This is a genomic window from Pseudohalocynthiibacter sp. F2068, from assembly GCF_023015645.1.
In the GTDB taxonomy this organism is placed as follows: Bacteria; Pseudomonadota; Alphaproteobacteria; order Rhodobacterales; family Rhodobacteraceae; genus Pseudohalocynthiibacter; species Pseudohalocynthiibacter aestuariivivens.
The window spans coordinates 128,448-144,616 of sequence record NZ_JALKAK010000004.1; the positions used below are offsets into that span (position 1 = coordinate 128,448).

Genomic DNA, 16,169 nt, shown 5'->3' on the forward strand with positions numbered 1-16,169 from the left:
TGGTTACTGGCAGAACGAGAAAGGCTCTGAACATGAAATTCCAACTCGCAATAAACATGGAACGGATTGATGACAGTCTGGACATGACCGATGTGCAGCAGCACACCCTTGAGATGGTCAAAATGGCGGACAAGGGCGGTTTCAACATAGTCTGGGCGGCCGAGCATCATTCGATGGAAATGACGATTGCTCCGAACCCGTTCCAGATACTGACATGGTGGGGTGAGCATACGAAAAAAATTCGGTTGGGTACCGCCGTTGCAGTTGCCCCGTACTGGACCCCAATTCGTTTGGCGGGCGAAGCGGCAATGACCGATCTGATCAGCGGTGGACGTTTGGAGTTTGGCATTGGATCAGGTGCCTACCAGCGTGAATTTGACCGGATGCATCCGGGGCTCAAACAGTCTGATGCTTGGCGATACATGCATGAAATGCTGCCGGCAGTACTGGCGTTATGGCAAGGGGATTATGCACATGACGGTGAGTTCTGGTCCTTCCCCAAAGCAACCTCTGTTCCCAAACCGTTACAGCAACCTCATCCTCCAATATGGGTGGCAGCACGTGCGCCAATCACCTTCGATTATGCTGTCAAACACGGCTACAATATCATGTCCTGGCCATTGACCCGCCCAATGAGCGAGGTTGATCTTTACTTGCAGCGGTTAGACGAAGCGATGGAGGCAAACCCCGGTGCCAAACGCCCGATTATCGCAATGATGCGCCATACCGCTGTCTACGATAAACCTTCGGATCGAGGTGTGCCCATCGCTGCAGCCCGCAGGCAGCTCAGCCAATTTGAAAACCTGTTCAAGAATCTTGATGATGTGGTCAATGGTTTTGCCAAACAGATTCCACTGGAAAGCTTAGAGAACCGCGATGAGTATGATCCGGACATGCTGGCGCAGAACCTTATGTTCGGCACACCCGAAGAGGTGATCGCTAAGCTGAAGCAATACGAAGAACGCGGTGTAGATGAATTCATCTACTACGCGAGCATGGGGCTTGGATTGGCTGAACAAAAGCATTCACTCGAGCTGTTTTGCGACGAAGTCATTCCTGCTTTCGCATAACTTGAATTAGGAGAAACGTGTGACAAATGGTGTCGAGGTAACCCGGAACGGTCGCGTTCTGGAAGTGAAACTGAACAAACCAAAGGTAAATGCCATCGACATACCGATGAGTCAGGCCTTGGGAGCCGCTTTTGCGGAGTTGCGCGATGATCCTGAGCTTTGGGTTGGAATTCTAACAGCCGAAGGCGACCGTGTGTTTTCGGCAGGCTGGGATCTGAAAGCACTAAACGCTGGCGAGATGCAGTTGGACAATTGGTGGGAGACTGCCGATTATGGAGACGGCGGTTTCGCCGGTCTAACTGAAAACTGGAACCTGAACAAACCTGTCATTGCGGCCCTGAATGGCCTTGCGATAGGCGGCGGGTTCGAGCTTGCCATGGCGTGTGATCTGATTATCGCAGCCGACAATGTCGAGTTCGGCCTACCAGAAATGCCTCTCGGAATTGTGCCGGACGCTGGAGCTTTGCAACGGCTTCCACGTCGTATTCCTCACAACATTGCAATGGAAATGTTTCTGCTCGGTCGACGGATGAGTGCTGAAGAAGCAGCACACTATGGACTGATCAACAAGGTCGTACCCAAAGACCAACTTATGGAAGCAGCGCGTGAATGGGCTGACTCAATTGCTTGGTCTGCCCCGCTAGCGATGCAAAGTGTCAAAGAAGTGCAGCGTGCAATTGAATGTGTGCCGTTGGAGCAGGCGTTCCAAAAAATGCGGACAGACGAAATGCCTACCTATCGCAAAATGCTGAAGTCAGAAGATGCGGCTGAAGGGGTTGCTGCTTTTGTTGAAAAACGCGAACCCAGCTTTAAGGGCAAATAGATGCTTCCTGCTGTGAATGAAGTTACGAGGGTCACCAGTATCGGAGGTGGCCCTATCGGCGGCGGCTGGGCCGCCCATTTTCTTGCACGCGGTTACGATGTAACGCTTTATCTTCATGATAAAGACGAAACGCCCGCCTTTATGGCGATACTGGAAACTGCGTGGAAAAGCCTAACCGATCTTGGTCTTTCGTCTGGCGCTTCTCTGGACAGACTCAAGATCGTAACGAACTTGAACGAGGCCGTGGAAGGCGCTGAGTTCATTCAGGAAAGCGCGCCAGAAAATCTGGGAATGAAACAGACGCTCTACAAAAAACTTGGGCAGATCGTGCCACCTGACATTGTGATCGGATCATCAACATCGGGTCTGATGATGACCGATATTCAGGCTGGCTGCGCCACTCCCGAAAGAACGGTGATTGGGCATCCATTCAATCCGCCATATCTTCTGCCTTTGGTCGAGATTGTCGGCGGAAAAAAAACAGCTCCAGAGGCCGTACTCTGGGCCGAAGAATTCTATAAAATCGCGGGTAAAGTGCCGTTGGTCATGAAAAAGGAAATTCCCGGATTTGTGGCGACACGGCTTCAAGAGGCACTGTGGCGCGAAGCCTTGCACATGGTAGCAAACGGCGAAGCGACGCCGGAAGACATCGATATTGCGCTTATTAACGGCCCGGCGCCCCGTATGGCGGTTCAAGGGCAATGCATGGCATTTCACGTGGCGTGCGGGGCAGGTGGAATGGCCACAAATCTTGATCAGTTTGGACCCGCGCTAAAACTACCTTGGACTCGATTGGAGGCGCCCGAGTTGACCAAGGAATTGCGCGACCGGATGGTTGATGGGTGCAACAAAATTGCCGGTGATCGCGGTTTCGAAGAGATGGCGGCAAAACGCGACCGTCAGATCGTTGCAGTTTTACGCGCCATTCGCGACACGGCCTAGTACCCTGAACGCTGTGCCTGTTTTAGTCGGTGGTTGACTTCAAGTGTATCCAGGAATTTTGAAAGCGTCCCTGGCCAATGGGGTGCCGTGTCATTTTCCGGCCAAGCCATTCGATACTCACTCGGCCTGCGCTCAAAACATTTTTTAAAGGCAAAGGCAAAATGTGAAAGTGAATTGAAACCAGAGGCAGTTGCAATCTCGCGAACCCCCAAGTCGGTTGAAATCAACAATACCCGTGAATGCTGCAAGCGAAGGAGCAAGCCAAATTGGACGACACTACAGCCCATTGCCTTCTTAAATTGCCGCTCAAGTTGCCGCTGGGAAATACCAATTTGTTCAGCGATCTCGGGAACAGTAAGAGGTTCGCTGATAAAGGCTTCTATGATGTTGATTGCAGCGCGAACATCTGGTGCTAGTGTTTCGATTCCACGCCCCAGTGTCATGCGTTGCGGTGCATCGGGTGGGCGGACAGGGTGGTGCATAATCTGGTCCGAAATTTCGCCAGTTAGTCGTTCTCCATATTCGTCTTGGATGATGTGTAACATCAGATCGATACCCGCTGTTCCGCCCGAGCAGGACATTATCTGTCCGTCTACGGTAAACAATTGTTCCGTCGCCAATGCATCGGGAAACTGTTCCTGAAACCCTGCCAAATAAGACCAGTGCGTCGTGACAGACTTGCCCGACAACAGCCCGGCGCGCGCAAAAATATAGCTGCCAATCTCTACAGAGCAGAGTCGTACTCCAAGGCGTGCCTGCAGCCTAAGCCATGAAAAAAGCTTTGTATTGGCATAGTGCTCACCACCCCAACTGCCTAATACAAAAACGATATCGTTGCGCCCTAGTTTCTCGGGCGGTGGAACGCATTTGACAGACAATCCGTTGCTTGCCGCGACTTCTGAACCATCGAAAGAATAGAACTCCTGAGTAAACAACGGTGTTGGTGAAAGGTAGTTTGCGATCCGAGCTGGTTCGAGCAGACTCGTGAATGTCATCATGTTGAAACGCGGAATTAAGACACAGGCAATGCCAATGGCTTTGGTTTGTGGGTCCTGATCAAGATCCATTTCCCGCCCTTTCACAATATTTCTTCGATAGTGAGAATATTCGCCATAAGTATAGCTGATTCGACGAAAAATCGACATGCAGAAAAGGACTCCGCCTCAAGATGGTGTCAAATAAGGGGGGGATTGCGCTTGAATTACGATGTCGTTGTTACCTGTGCGGTTACAGGAGCCGGAGATACAACTGGCCGCAGCCCGCATGTTCCTATCACACCAAAACAGATTGCGGATGCTGCAATAGAGGCAGCAAAAGCCGGGGCCGCAGTCGCGCATATCCATGTTCGGGATCCAGAGACGGGCAAGGGTTCGCGCGCCCCTGAATTGTTCAAAGAGGTCGTTGATCGTATTCGCAACAGCGACACGGACGTCATTATCAATCTGACCGCCGGAATGGGGGGAGATTGGGTGCCCGATGCACATAATCCTGCAATGCCGGGTCCGGGTACCGACATGATCGGCCCTGAAGAACGGCTTGCTCACATCAAGGAATGTATGCCCGAGATATGTTCACTGGATTGTGGCACTCTGAATTTCGGAGATGGCGACGAGATTTACATCTCAACACCGCCGACTTTGCGAAAAATGGCCGAGTTAACCTGCAATTGGGGTGTGAAGCCCGAACTTGAAGTTTTTGAACTGGGTCACATTCGTTTTGCGCGTCAGATGATTGCGGAAAGTTTGATTGCGGATCCACCCATGTTCCAAATCTGCTTGGGCATTCCTTGGGGCGCAGATCAAAGCGTCGATACCATGAAGGTAATGAAAGACCACCTTCCGCCGGACGCAAGCTGGGCAAGTTTTGGAATTTCACGCATGCAGATGCCAATGGCGGCAGCGGCAGTGGCTATGGGTGGAAATGTTCGCGTTGGTCTTGAAGACAACATTTATCTGGATCGTGGGGTTCTGGCCACAAACGGTCAGTTAGTGACGCGTGCGATTGAAATTATAGAACGTATGGGCGGACGCGCAATAAACCCGGCCGAAGCTCGCATTAAGCTTAAGTTGCGCGGAGCAACCGAATAAATGGTGGGTGGGAACAACGCACAAGGCAGTCTTCAACTGAAGAAACTGCAAAAGAAATTCGGATCCTTTGTCGCGGTAGACGATGTTGATCTCGAAATTCAGCAAGGTGAGTTTCTGACACTGCTTGGTCCGTCGGGATCGGGAAAAACAACCCTGTTGATGATGATTGCAGGGTTTTTGGATATAACTTCCGGCGACATCGAGCTTGATGGGTTGTCAATCGCGAATGTGCCCGCTGAAAAACGCAACTTTGGTATGGTTTTTCAGGGGTATGCGCTGTTTCCACACATGACAGTCCGTGAAAACATTAGTTACGCACTGGACGTTCGCAAGCGCCCTAAGGCTGAGATATCTGCCCGTGTTGATGAGATGCTGGACCTAGTTCAATTGCATGAATTTGGCGAACGCAAACCGGGCCAGCTCTCTGGTGGCCAACAGCAACGGGTTGCGCTGGCGCGCGCGCTTTGCTTTGCCCCTCCGGTTTTGCTGTTGGATGAACCTCTGGGTGCATTGGACAAAAAACTACGCGTCGAAGTCCAGGAGCAACTGAAAGATATCCACCGCCGTGTCGGTACCACTTTCGTCTACGTGACACATGATCAGGAAGAAGCGCTGTCAATGTCTGACCGCATCGTGATCATGCAGGATGGTGCAATTGAGCAGGTTGGAACACCGCAAGAACTGTATGAGAAGCCGGAAACGAAATTCGCGGCAAGTTTCCTTGGGAAAAGCAACTTTCTTAATCTCAAAGACGGGCTGCATGCTCTTCGTCCAGAGAAGATTGATATTCACCCGGCGGGGCAGGGAGATGTCACCGCCCGCGCTACGGGAACAATTCGCTCAATCACCTATTTTGGCTCGGTCCAGAAATTCATGGTTTCCGTCGAAGGCGACGAGGAGTTGGAGGTTGATGTCGACTCCTGGAGAAACAGGTACCCGCTTAAAGAAGGACAAGCAGTCGATTTGACATGGGAAGACAGGGCAACAGTTAAGCTAAGGAACGGGTAGATCACGATCAATTTGAGCGTCAGAAAATGGCGCCAGCTAAAAGAGCAAAAGCTCGTTAACACCAACAAGGAGTTATCATTATGCAAGACAAGCAATTCATGCGCGAAACACTGTTCGAAGGGGCTGAGGCGTTCAAAGCCGGAAGAATGAACCGCCGGTCTTTCCTCACACTTTGTGCGATGGCGGGTGTGGCCTCTTCTGCAGTTATGGTCGGCGATGCCGAGGCTGCAGCGAACGAGATCGTAATGTGGAACTGGGGCGGTCAATCCGAGGAATGCCACGGCAATGCCATCGGTAAACCATTTGAAGAAGCCACAGGAATGCCTTTGCGCTTTGACACCTCTGGCCCATTGCAGGGTAAAATCAGGGAAATGGTGGACAGTGGAAATGTCACAGCCGATGTTTGCGACGGAGACCTGTTTGACGCAATCGCGCTTGGGCCATCAGGCCATCTTGAAGCGATCGATTATGACGTTGTTGATAAGGCAAAAACCTTGCCAAACTATGCTGTAGAGCACGGTGTATCGATCATCCTTTACGGCTATGCGTTCGTTTACGACACCGAGGCATATGGCGATACCCCCCCTAACTCGTGGGCAGATTTTTTTGATACTGCAAAATTCCCTGGCAAACGTTCGCTTTACAAATGGGCCAATGGCTCTCTTGAAGCGGCTTTGATGGCGGACGGTGTCTCCAAAGACGAACTCTACCCACTTGATATGGATCGTGCGCTGGCCAAGCTGGTGGCCATGAAGGACGACAGCCTTTATTGGGGTTCTGGGTCCGAGGCACATTCGATGGTTGTGAATGGCGAAGTTTCCATGGGTATGGTCTGGCAAAACCGTGGCCGCAACATCGAGATCGACACAGATGATCGCTACAAGTTGGTAATGAACGAAGCGTTGGCGATGCCCGGAGCCTACATTGTTCCAAAGGGTAATCCGGCGGGCCGCGAGGCAATAATGAAGTTTATTGCCACGGCGCAAGATCCTGCTGCGCAGCTTCAGCTGCTTGAGTGTTTGGGGATGACACCGTCAAACCCAGAGGCATTTGCCATGATCCCCGAAGACCAGCAGCCCTATGCGATAACGTCAGCGATGAACATCGACAATGTCGCCTTTAACGACCCGGTCTGGTGGGGTGAGAACGGCGGCGATGCAGTGAACGCTTTCCTTGAAGCGATCAGCTAAGCCAAAGGCCTCAGCCCGGCGATACCTCTTCCTGATCACCGGGCTGGGCTGATCAAAGATAATTTTTGAATTAAAAGGCGCACTCAGTGATCGACTCCCTGCGTAAACATGTAAGCCCTGGCTGGGTGCTGGTCGCGCCTTTTTTGATGTTGGTGGTTGTTCTCTATCTGGGGCCGATCCTGAACATTCTTTGGCTAAGCTTGACGGATCCAGAGCCGGGCCTGCAAAATTATCAAAAGCTATATACCAACGACACTTTACTTCGCATTATCTGGACAACTTTCCGGATATGTCTGATCACTACGATCATCAGTGTCGCATTTGGTTATTCAATCGCTTACGCCATGGTGCACGCGCACAAAAAACGACAAAAACTGATGCTGACGCTGTTACTGGTGTCTTTCTGGATATCCATTCTGGTGCGTACGTTTTCGTGGTTGATGCTGCTTGGTCACAATGGCCTTTTGAACAATGCGTTAGAAACCCTCAATATCATCAGTGAACCTGTCGCCTTTGTTCGTAACGAGCTCGGTGTTTTAATCGGTATGGTACACTACATGGTGCCCTATGCCGTGCTGCCCCTTTTGGTAAACATGCAAACGCTGGACACCCGGGTAATGAGTGCATCGCGAAATCTGGGTGCCACAGGGTCGCAAACATTTTTCCGCATTTATCTGCCTCTGACCAAACCCGGAATCGTGGCGGCTTGCCTGCTTGTTTTCATTCTAAGCCTTGGCTTCTATGTCACACCTGCGATCCTTGGCGGCGGCAAGGTGCTGATGGTTGCTGAATATATCTCCGTACAACTGCTTGTGACATTGAAATGGGGCACCGCCGCGATGCTTGCTGCACTGATGTTGTTCGGCGTGTTAGCGCTGCTCTATATCATGTCGAAATTCATGAAGCTCAGCACCGTATTCGGGGGGAGCACGTCATGAAACAAAGCATGCTAGCAATGTTTAATCGTACTGGCGCCTGGGTGCTGCTGTTTTTTCTTGTTCTGCCAGCGCTCATCTCGATCCCCGTATCGCTGACGCCAAAACGGTTTCTTTCGATGCCCAAGGGGGAACTCTCGCTCAGGCATTTCGAAAAACTATTCACAAGCCCCGAATGGCTTTCCAGCTTTGCACAAAGTGCAATAATCGCATCAAGCACCGCGTTGCTCGCAACTATTCTGGGAACACTTTGCGCCATTGGCTTGTGGAGAGTGTCGTCTAAGTACAGCGAACTGGTTCGAGCATTCCTGTTGCTGCCATTGATTATTCCCCAGATCATTTCAGCGATGGCGTTCTACCGACTTTGGATACCGCTTGGCTTGCTTGACAGCTATCCGGGATTGATCATCGCACATACAATTCTTGCTAGCCCGATGGTGTTGATTACTGTCAGCGCATCACTTGCGAATTTCGATCCCAAGCTGGAGCAGGCCTCAAAGAACCTTGGTGCATCAAACTGGGCAACGATGCGTCGCGTTATCCTGCCATCCATTCGGCCCGGAGTGTTTGCCGGGGCGCTGTTTGCTTTCATCCTGTCCTGGGATGAAATCGTGGTGACTTTGTTCATTTCAAAATTCAACGTTTACACGCTGCCACGCCGCATGTGGAACGGCATCCGTGAGAATACTGATCCGACAGTCGCGGCAGCGGCCGTTGTTTTGATCGCCATAACTGTAATTGCTTTTGGGGTGTCGACGGTTCTATCGCGCAGACGCGCCCAAACTCAGAATGACTAGCGGGAGTAAAATGTGAATATCGCGGTTTCCCACGAAAACGAACTTTTGCTGAACACTGTCCGCAGTTTTTTGAAGGAGGAGATTTATCCTCATGAAGAATTGGTTGATCGTTTAGGCGACGTACCCGAAGAATTGGGCCGCCAAATAGAAACGCGCGCCAAGGAAGTTGGTCTTTATGCTTCAAACTTACCCGAAGATGTCGGTGGCGGTGGGCTGAATTACTCTGCAATGGCCGTTGTCGAACGCGAGTATGGCAAAACCAGCCACGCACTCCATTCGTGGATTGGGCGTCCGACAGAATTGTTGCTGGCGTGCAAAGGTGACCAGATTGAACGCTACCTTGCGCCATGTGTCACCGGAGAAAAACGCGAGTTGTTTGCCTTAACTGAACCAGAGGCTGGTTCAGATGTGATGGGTATGAAGACCAATGCTCGGCGTGATGGTGACGACTGGATACTGAACGGCTCAAAACACTTCATTTCGGGCCCCTGTATGCCTGATTTTGCGATTGTGTTCGCCACAACCGGTATCGATGAAACAACTCGTGGACCGCGCAAACGTGTTACCGCGTTTCTCGTTGATGTCGGATTGCCGGGCTTTAACATACGTGAAGGCAATAAATGCGTAAGCTACCGTGGGTACAAAACTTTCGCCTTGAGTTTTGACAATGTACGGCTTGGCCCTGATCAGATTCTGGGTGAAGAGGGCAATGGTCTGGAATTGTCAGGCAAGTGGCTTGGTATGGGGCGTATCTGGGTAGGGGCGACCTGCTGCGGCAAAGCCGAACGGATTATGGAGTTGGCAACCGACTGGGCGGCAAACCGCAAGCAATTTGGTAAACCCATAGGTAGTTTTCAGGCAACAGGGTTCCGTTTGGCTGATATGGCGATAGGACTGCGCACGGCCGATTTGTTGGTAACAGATGCGGTCCAACGTGCCGACGCAGGCCACATGCAGGATATGGATGCCGCAATGGTCAAGGTTTACTGTTCAGAAATGCTAAACAAGGTTGCCGATGACACCGTTCAGATATTTGGTGGCATGGGGTTAATGGAAGAATTGCCAATACAGCGTCTGTGGAGAGATTCCCGCCTAGAAAGGATTTGGGACGGCACTTCGGAAATCCAGCGCCACATTATTACACGCTCTATCCTGAGGCCACTTGGTGCATGACGCCGGAACAACGAAAGAATTTCGATCGGCTACTTAACCCGCGTCATATTGCGTTTGTTGGCGGGGCGGATGCGATTGTTGCAATTGGCGAAGCGCGCCGGCGCGGATTTTCGGGTGAATATTGGCCGGTGAATCCAAAACGTGAGGATCTGGCGGGAATATCTTGTTTCGCTTCTGTCGACGATCTTCCACGAGCTCCAGATGCCGTGTTTTTGGCAGTTCCTAGAGATGCAGCAGTTCAGACAATTGAAAAACTGGCAACAATGGGGGCTGGCGGGGTTGTTTGCTACACCGCAGGCTTCAAAGAAGCAGGTGCAGAAGGGGAAGCGGCTGAGCACGCGCTAAAAGAAGCAGTGGGCGAGATGGCCCTGATCGGGCCTAATTGTTATGGCATGATCAACTACTTGGACAATGCAGCACTATGGCCATTTGCGCATGGCGGTGACTGCCCAGGTTATGGTGCAGCAATCATCACGCAAAGCGGTATGTTTTCGTCTGATATAACGATGAGCCAGCGTTCGGTCCCGCTTGCGTATATGATATCTGCAGGCAATCAGACGGTTTTATCGCTCGAGGATTACATAGAAATCCTAAGCGAAAAACCGGCGGTAAGGGCAATCGGCGTTCATATTGAAGGATTGCAGGACATCCCCCGGTTTGCGCAAGTTTCTCTTAAAGCCCTGAAGCTGAACATTCCGATTGTTGCTCTAAAATCAGGAAGCTCTGACATTGGTCGGTCACTCACGGTCAGCCATACCGGATCATTATCGGGCTCAAAGGAGCTATACGAGGCTCTTTTTGAGCGAACCGGGGTGATTTCTGTCACAAGCCCATCTCAATTTCTTGAGACGCTGAAGTATCTGTGTGTCGTCGGCGCACCTTGCGGAAACAGAGTTTCGGGTTTTACTTGTTCCGGTGGTGGTGCCACGATGTTGGCCGATCATGCGGAAAACATAGGGTTGGTGTTTCCACCGTTTGATGAAGACAGCACCAATAAACTAATTAGCATTTTGCCAAGCATCGCAACGGTGTCAAACCCGCTTGACTATACGACCCCAATTTGGGGTCAGCCAGAATTTACGGCGCCTGTTTTTGAGCAAGCTATCTCTCTGAGCAACGCCGATGCAACGATTTTGGTTCAGGACTACCCGGCAGCTGGTTTGGATGAGTCCAAATTCTTGTATCAAAATGACGCCATAGCTTTCGCTGATGCTGCTGCAAAGGCCGAAACCCCGGCAGCAATTTGTGCCACCATTCCTGAGAACATGGATGCTGAAACGCGTAGCCATCTGATAAATTTAGGTGTCGCACCGATGCAGGGTGTCCACGAATCACTGAATGCAATGGCAGCCGCTGCAAATTGGCGGCAAGAACGATCGAGAATTTTGGCCCACTCTCCTAAACTTCTGAAGGTCAAAGCAATACCGGAAACATTGTCAATACTGGAGGAAGTGGAAGGCAAAGAACTGCTTTCAAGGGCAAATATTTCGATTCCTGCTGGCTCCGATGTCAGAGGCAAAGGAGTTGTCGAGGCTGCTGTGCAAATAGGGTTCCCCGTTGTTTTGAAAATGATGGGTCCTAAGCTTGCACATAAGACCGAGGCGGGAGCTGTCGAACTCGATCTTCAAAATTCTGAAGACGTTTCAGGTGCATTGGAACGTATGCGGTTGAAAGTTACATCTTATAATCCGGATGCGGTTACAGACCGTTTTCTGATTGAAAAAATGGCTGAGCCACCGATCGCTGAGCTATTCGTTAGTATCAGACAAGACCCGCAGTTTGGCTATGCCATTACGATTGGCAGTGGTGGCATATTGGTTGAACTGGTTGGGGACGCCAAAACCTTGTTGCTTCCAACAAGTAATGAAGAAATCAAAGGTGCGATTGCGTCGTTGAAGGTATCTCGGTTGTTAGAAGGATTTCGGGGAAAACCCAAGGTCGACCTTGACGTTTTGTGCATGTCTCTGTTCAATTTAACGGAATTTGTACTAAGTAATTTGGATCAAATCACCGAGGTCGAAATCAACCCGCTGTTTGTCTACGAAAAGGAAGTGTTAGCTGTCGATGTATTAGTTCATTCTGGGCGATCTTCATGAGGCTCCCGAAATCTGTTTCCAACCCTGACCTCAGTGTTGGGCCAAATAACAAACAACGTTGGAACCAACCGGAGCACCGCCGCCATGGCTTTCATAACGCACATCTTCTGTTCCGCCGTGCATTGATGTTTCGCGCCAGAACTGTTCTGACGCTAACAAAAAACGGCAACCACAGTGATTTAGGTTCGATACCTGAAGTCGCAGCCTTAACAAGCCACCCCGCGTTCTCTGCTTTGGTTTGCGCGCGGGGCGATCAGATTCTTTATGAAACATGCGCGGAAGATTTCAGCACGAAGCACCCGCATTCGATACAGTCTATATCAAAGATGAATATCCATCTGATCGTTGGCAAACTGGCAGGACAGGGTCTGCTGGATTTAGGCAAACCTGTTTCATATTACTTGCCGGACATTGGTTCGGGGTACGCGACAGCACCCGTCCAAAATCTTTTAGATATGAATGTTGCCAATGATTTTTCCGAAGACTACGAGGACCCGCAGGCAGGTTGCTACACCGAGGAAATCGCACTTGGATGGCGCTTGCCAATAGGCGATGCTCCGGAGCCTACGCTGCGAGAATTCGCAAATGGGATCACGGGTGACGACCTCACAAATCAATCGGGGTTTGCTGACTACAAGTCTGCGAATACGGATGTGCTGACTTTGATTTGTGCAAAGATCAGCCCAGTGCCTTTGAGTGTATTAATTGAGAATATTGTTGATGCAGCGGGATACGAAGGGAGCTTTCACATCAGCGCGTGCGCTGAAGGCCTGCCAGCATTTTCCGGTGGTGGGTGCATGAGCGCCGAAGATCTGGCACGGTTTGGTTTGCTGATCGCCCGCCGTGGAATTGGTGTGGATGGTAAGAACGTTGCTGCCCGTGATTTTTTGGATAAATCTTTGGCCAGGTCAGGTGTGACTTTGCTTCCCCCTAAAGATTGGCTCCGATACTCAAACCATCTGATGACAAATGGCCGTTTGGTCGGGCACGCGGGATATGGCGGACAATTTTTACTAGTTGATATGAGTACTGGCATTTCGTGCGCTTTCCTAAGTGTTCTGCAGAACGAAGCTGGGTATGACAGCGACTATATGACTAAGGTTCTGGATGGCCTGAGTGCTATTCTTGAAGCCTGTCAGTAAGACAATGTTCCAGTGGCTCTCTCTAGCTTGCCAAGCGTTCAAAGTTGCTTCTTCTAATAGCCAATTGCAGACCTTCTCAATCTTGGGCGAAGCCTTCTTCGCACCCCGAGGGCAAAGTCAGAAGAAACCGGCGTGAGGCGGGCAGGGTGGTTTTGTAGCTTCGTTGGATGACAAAACGCAGTCCCTTTCGCTATTTCAAAACAATTTCAGAAGTCATCCGGCTGGCGGTGATGATGTATGTTCGGTTCCCGCTAACGCTGAAGAACGTGGAAGATCTTCTGCACGAGCGTGGCATCGAAATCAGCCATGAGACAGCCCGGTTTTAGTGGAATAGGTTTGGCCCGATGTTCGCGGCCGAGATACGCAGAAATCGAGTCAGCCGAATGCGGGCCTTTTCGAACTGGCAGTGGCACATCGACGAAGTGTTCGTGAAATCCAACGGCGATGCGCCTTTGTGTGGGTAGATGTTGTCTCGACAGCCAACAATTAATTGATACATCGCTGGATTTAGGCTCGCCGATAAGATTTGCGCACCCAAGGCCATGTTTGACTAAAGGCTTTTGAGCCCTCTGCGGACTGCGTTATTCTCATTTCTTGTAAGGATGTAGTTTCCTAGAGTGCGGGCAAGTTCAACGTGCCCGCGTGCTACGGCTCGATTGAAAAGCTCGCGCTGATAGCGTGGGAATTTTTTGCGGGCGCGAAGCAAACCATAAAACTCTTGGCTGGTTAGTGTTCCGGATAATGCGCCGAGAATAATCTGCGATAGCAATCCCATTTGGTTCAAGGATGATCCCAACCTGTGTCCCATCAGGGGCGCGCGCAGGTGTCGCACATTGTCATGCTTGAAGCGGGCAGCATGTGCTGCGTCCAAAGGTTCATATGGATCGTAAATAATCGAAACGCTCCGTGCTGCTTTTGAAACTTCGGCAGCATCGCCAAAGTCGCCGGAAAAATCACGATCCCAAGCAACCTTGTACCGTGTTTCCCAAGGTACTATTTCCTTATCTAATGTCGACTGTGGGCTGATCACGACGATGTCTGCACCTGGTGCGGCCACCGAAAATGCACACGCAGCATAGCCGCCCATTGATGCTCCGTAGAATATTACGCGCTTGAATTGTTTGAAGAAACCGCTGTCGCGTAGTTCATCGAATTGCTGATAGACCCAAGGTTCGCGATACCAAGTCCAGCCGCCAGCCAAGACACCCAGCATGGACCAGTCCTGACTCTCGATTAGCGAAAACCCCCACGGCCGACGATCATCACGTTTGGTCATTGCAATGTCGAGGTTATCAAATGTGACAACAAGCGTGTCCTTTGAGCGAGGCATGTATAAGAATGAGTGACCAGCAATGCCTCGTCGATAGAATCCATTTTTGCCGGCCAACTCTTGTGCAATTCGATCCCAATCGGTTTCAGAATCGCTTGCTTGTGGCGGCTTTGGCGTGAACATCACGCGCGACACTTTTCGCCCCTCTTCAACTGTGTCCGATAGAACCACAGAGCTACCGTAATCCTTCAGGAAAGGAAAAGCGCCGGATCTTTTGCGAATATCCATGAACAGCCGAGTTTCTGAATGAAGACATCTGTCCAGAAATGTTTTTAGTCCCGGCACTTTGAACTGATCGCCAAATCCGCGCAGATTACAAATAACGTCGACAGGACGTAAATCCTTTTTATTCTCAATCACTTTAACGCTGTCTGAATTCACATCATGATCGATCAAAAACTGAACATATCCATTGATCCAATCCTGATGGTGTTTTGATATGTTGCCCTGTCGATCAGCATTCACCAAATGGATGTCACAGTCATGTTTATGATGCAACGCCAAGACGAGGCTACGTGCTTCACCTGTCAGATCCGCGACCGTTTCTACAGTGTCGAGATCAAGCTCATCTACTAACCCACCGTCAAATCTCGCTTTAGCACGGCCCTTTATTGGTGCCAAAGCTGTGTTTATACCGTGAAGCTGGGTCAAATATTCCAGATAGGAACCTGCAGGCGGAAGGCCAAAGTGATTGTTACCTAGTGGCTTTTTGTTGGAAGCCCACAAATGCAGTCCTGTGGTTTCGTCAGTGATGTATTCTTTTACATAGCTTGCATCGCGGAGAAATTTTCCGCGGTTGGGAAATGTAATAGGATAAAAGGCCTGAAGGGGTAGTACGTGTTTTTCCAGGCCCAGTTTGTGGACAAAATGGGTGACCATCAACGGCCCCCAAACCCCCCAGGGCTGCTGGCTAACATGAACCGGATTTCCAGCATCTCGCGCAGCACGCATCTCTCGCTGGCGTTTTTCAGGCAAAAAAGGCGCGATTGATGTGCGGTCTGATGTAAACTGCAGCATTTCTGACAGTATTTCACTGTCGGCGGGCAGGCCCAAAACAGCATTGTTCACGCGGTGTTCACCAGGTAACTCGAATGCCATCACAAAGTCGTCGCTACAGTCGATAGGTCGGTGACAATAAACATCTGTGTCAATCCAGATCATACCAGGGCACCTGTGTAACATGTGAAGGCGAAACAAATCCGCAAAAAGGGCAAAGCTGTCTTTCTGCTCGTATTTTATGAAGTCGTCTGTATCGATGATCTCACGCCCGCTGCGCCAAACAACACCCTTTGGGATGTTTGGGATATCTTCGTAGCTGAACAGTGTGATTTTTTGCCCTTTGTCTACAAAGGACTTCAAGCAAAGTTGTTCCATCCAACTCAGGGGGCCACCAATCCAAAGAGTACCAACTTCGCGCGTACATACCATGTAGGGTTCCTGAAAGCTTGCTCTGTTTTTTGGATACTATATGCGTGCAGCGAGTCTGCGTACAGGCAATTCACGGTTTCCGCGGGGTGCTTGAGATGAGCCCTCCCTTCGATAATTGCCCATGCAGCAGCGCAATTCGTGCAAGGAT

At 50.6% G+C, this 16,169-nt stretch carries 13 protein-coding genes and 1 pseudogene; 12 read left to right on the forward strand and 2 right to left on the reverse strand.

From position 1 onward, the window contains the following. The first annotated feature begins 32 nt into the window (after window positions 1-32). From MWU63_RS06700 to MWU63_RS06710, 3 genes are read left to right on the forward strand one after another with little or no spacing between them, the layout of a single operon-like run. Window positions 33-1,070 carry an LLM class flavin-dependent oxidoreductase gene (locus MWU63_RS06700; protein ID WP_213888603.1) on the forward strand — a complete coding sequence of 346 codons (1,038 nt, stop codon included), beginning with the start codon at window positions 33-35 and terminating at the stop codon, window positions 1,068-1,070. Between the two features lie 19 nt (window positions 1,071-1,089). Beyond that, complete coding sequence (locus MWU63_RS06705; protein WP_213888602.1) at window positions 1,090-1,893, forward strand: carnitinyl-CoA dehydratase; 804 nt, start codon at window positions 1,090-1,092, stop codon at window positions 1,891-1,893. Next, a complete protein-coding gene (locus MWU63_RS06710) occupies window positions 1,894-2,835 on the forward strand; it encodes a 3-hydroxyacyl-CoA dehydrogenase NAD-binding domain-containing protein (protein WP_247077343.1) in 942 nt (313 codons plus the stop codon). Here the strand turns inward: MWU63_RS06710 and MWU63_RS06715 are convergent. Then, on the reverse strand, window positions 2,832-3,902 hold the full coding sequence (locus tag MWU63_RS06715) for a GlxA family transcriptional regulator (protein WP_213888600.1): 1,071 nt from the start codon (window positions 3,900-3,902) through the stop codon (window positions 2,832-2,834). The two genes, MWU63_RS06710 and MWU63_RS06715, sit on opposite strands and share 4 nt — an antisense overlap. Before the next feature lie 129 nt (window positions 3,903-4,031). Between MWU63_RS06715 and MWU63_RS06720 the strand changes: the two genes are divergently transcribed. The 9 genes and pseudogenes from MWU63_RS06720 to MWU63_RS06760 all read left to right on the forward strand — a co-directional run. Continuing rightward, entirely contained in the window at window positions 4,032-4,922 is an 891-nt protein-coding gene (locus MWU63_RS06720) for a 3-keto-5-aminohexanoate cleavage protein (RefSeq protein ID WP_213888599.1), read from the forward strand. Next, window positions 4,923-5,930 carry an ABC transporter ATP-binding protein gene (locus MWU63_RS06725; protein ID WP_213888598.1) on the forward strand — a complete coding sequence of 336 codons (1,008 nt, stop codon included), beginning with the start codon at window positions 4,923-4,925 and terminating at the stop codon, window positions 5,928-5,930. It abuts the gene before it with no gap. An 80-nt stretch (window positions 5,931-6,010) separates the two neighbouring features. After that, window positions 6,011-7,120, forward strand: coding sequence for an extracellular solute-binding protein (locus MWU63_RS06730; protein WP_213888597.1), 1,110 nt, complete (start codon window positions 6,011-6,013; stop codon window positions 7,118-7,120). Window positions 7,121-7,206: 86 nt separating this feature from the next. Further along, window positions 7,207-8,058: an ABC transporter permease gene (locus MWU63_RS06735; RefSeq protein ID WP_247077345.1), complete on the forward strand. Its 852-nt coding sequence runs from the start codon at window positions 7,207-7,209 to the stop codon at window positions 8,056-8,058. After that, a complete protein-coding gene (locus MWU63_RS06740) occupies window positions 8,055-8,852 on the forward strand; it encodes an ABC transporter permease (RefSeq protein WP_213888596.1) in 798 nt (265 codons plus the stop codon). Before MWU63_RS06735 ends, MWU63_RS06740 begins: the two co-directional genes overlap by 4 nt. A 12-nt stretch (window positions 8,853-8,864) precedes the next feature. Then, a complete protein-coding gene (locus MWU63_RS06745; RefSeq protein ID WP_213888595.1) occupies window positions 8,865-10,025 on the forward strand; it encodes an acyl-CoA dehydrogenase family protein in 1,161 nt (386 codons plus the stop codon). Beyond that, on the forward strand, window positions 10,022-12,121 hold the full coding sequence (locus MWU63_RS06750) for an acetate--CoA ligase family protein (protein ID WP_247077347.1): 2,100 nt from the start codon (window positions 10,022-10,024) through the stop codon (window positions 12,119-12,121). The genes MWU63_RS06745 and MWU63_RS06750 overlap by 4 nt, the downstream gene beginning before the upstream one ends. Continuing rightward, window positions 12,118-13,263 (forward strand): serine hydrolase domain-containing protein, encoded by a 1,146-nt coding sequence (locus MWU63_RS06755; protein WP_213888593.1) that lies wholly within the window; start codon window positions 12,118-12,120, stop codon window positions 13,261-13,263. Before MWU63_RS06750 ends, MWU63_RS06755 begins: the two co-directional genes overlap by 4 nt. Window positions 13,264-13,430: 167 nt before the next feature. Further along, window positions 13,431-13,709, forward strand: a pseudogene (locus tag MWU63_RS06760) (IS6 family transposase); the annotation flags it as partial. A gap of 104 nt (window positions 13,710-13,813) precedes the next feature. Here MWU63_RS06760 and MWU63_RS06765 read toward each other — a convergent pair. Further along, window positions 13,814-16,021: a hypothetical protein gene (locus MWU63_RS06765; RefSeq protein ID WP_247077349.1), complete on the reverse strand. Its 2,208-nt coding sequence runs from the start codon at window positions 16,019-16,021 to the stop codon at window positions 13,814-13,816. Window positions 16,022-16,169 lie beyond the last annotated feature (148 nt).

Coding starts and splice junctions, on each gene's coding strand:
- MWU63_RS06765 (WP_247077349.1), bottom strand. CDS start 16,021: ATGGTATGTACGCGCGAAGTTGGTACTCTTTGGATTGGTGGCCCCCTG.
- MWU63_RS06755 (WP_213888593.1), top strand. CDS start 12,118: ATGAGGCTCCCGAAATCTGTTTCCAACCCTGACCTCAGTGTTGGGCCA.
- MWU63_RS06730 (WP_213888597.1), top strand. CDS start 6,011: ATGCAAGACAAGCAATTCATGCGCGAAACACTGTTCGAAGGGGCTGAG.
- MWU63_RS06740 (WP_213888596.1), top strand. CDS start 8,055: ATGAAACAAAGCATGCTAGCAATGTTTAATCGTACTGGCGCCTGGGTG.
- MWU63_RS06710 (WP_247077343.1), top strand. CDS start 1,894: ATGCTTCCTGCTGTGAATGAAGTTACGAGGGTCACCAGTATCGGAGGT.
- MWU63_RS06715 (WP_213888600.1), bottom strand. CDS start 3,902: ATGGATCTTGATCAGGACCCACAAACCAAAGCCATTGGCATTGCCTGT.
- MWU63_RS06750 (WP_247077347.1), top strand. CDS start 10,022: ATGACGCCGGAACAACGAAAGAATTTCGATCGGCTACTTAACCCGCGT.
- MWU63_RS06725 (WP_213888598.1), top strand. CDS start 4,923: ATGGTGGGTGGGAACAACGCACAAGGCAGTCTTCAACTGAAGAAACTG.
- MWU63_RS06700 (WP_213888603.1), top strand. CDS start 33: ATGAAATTCCAACTCGCAATAAACATGGAACGGATTGATGACAGTCTG.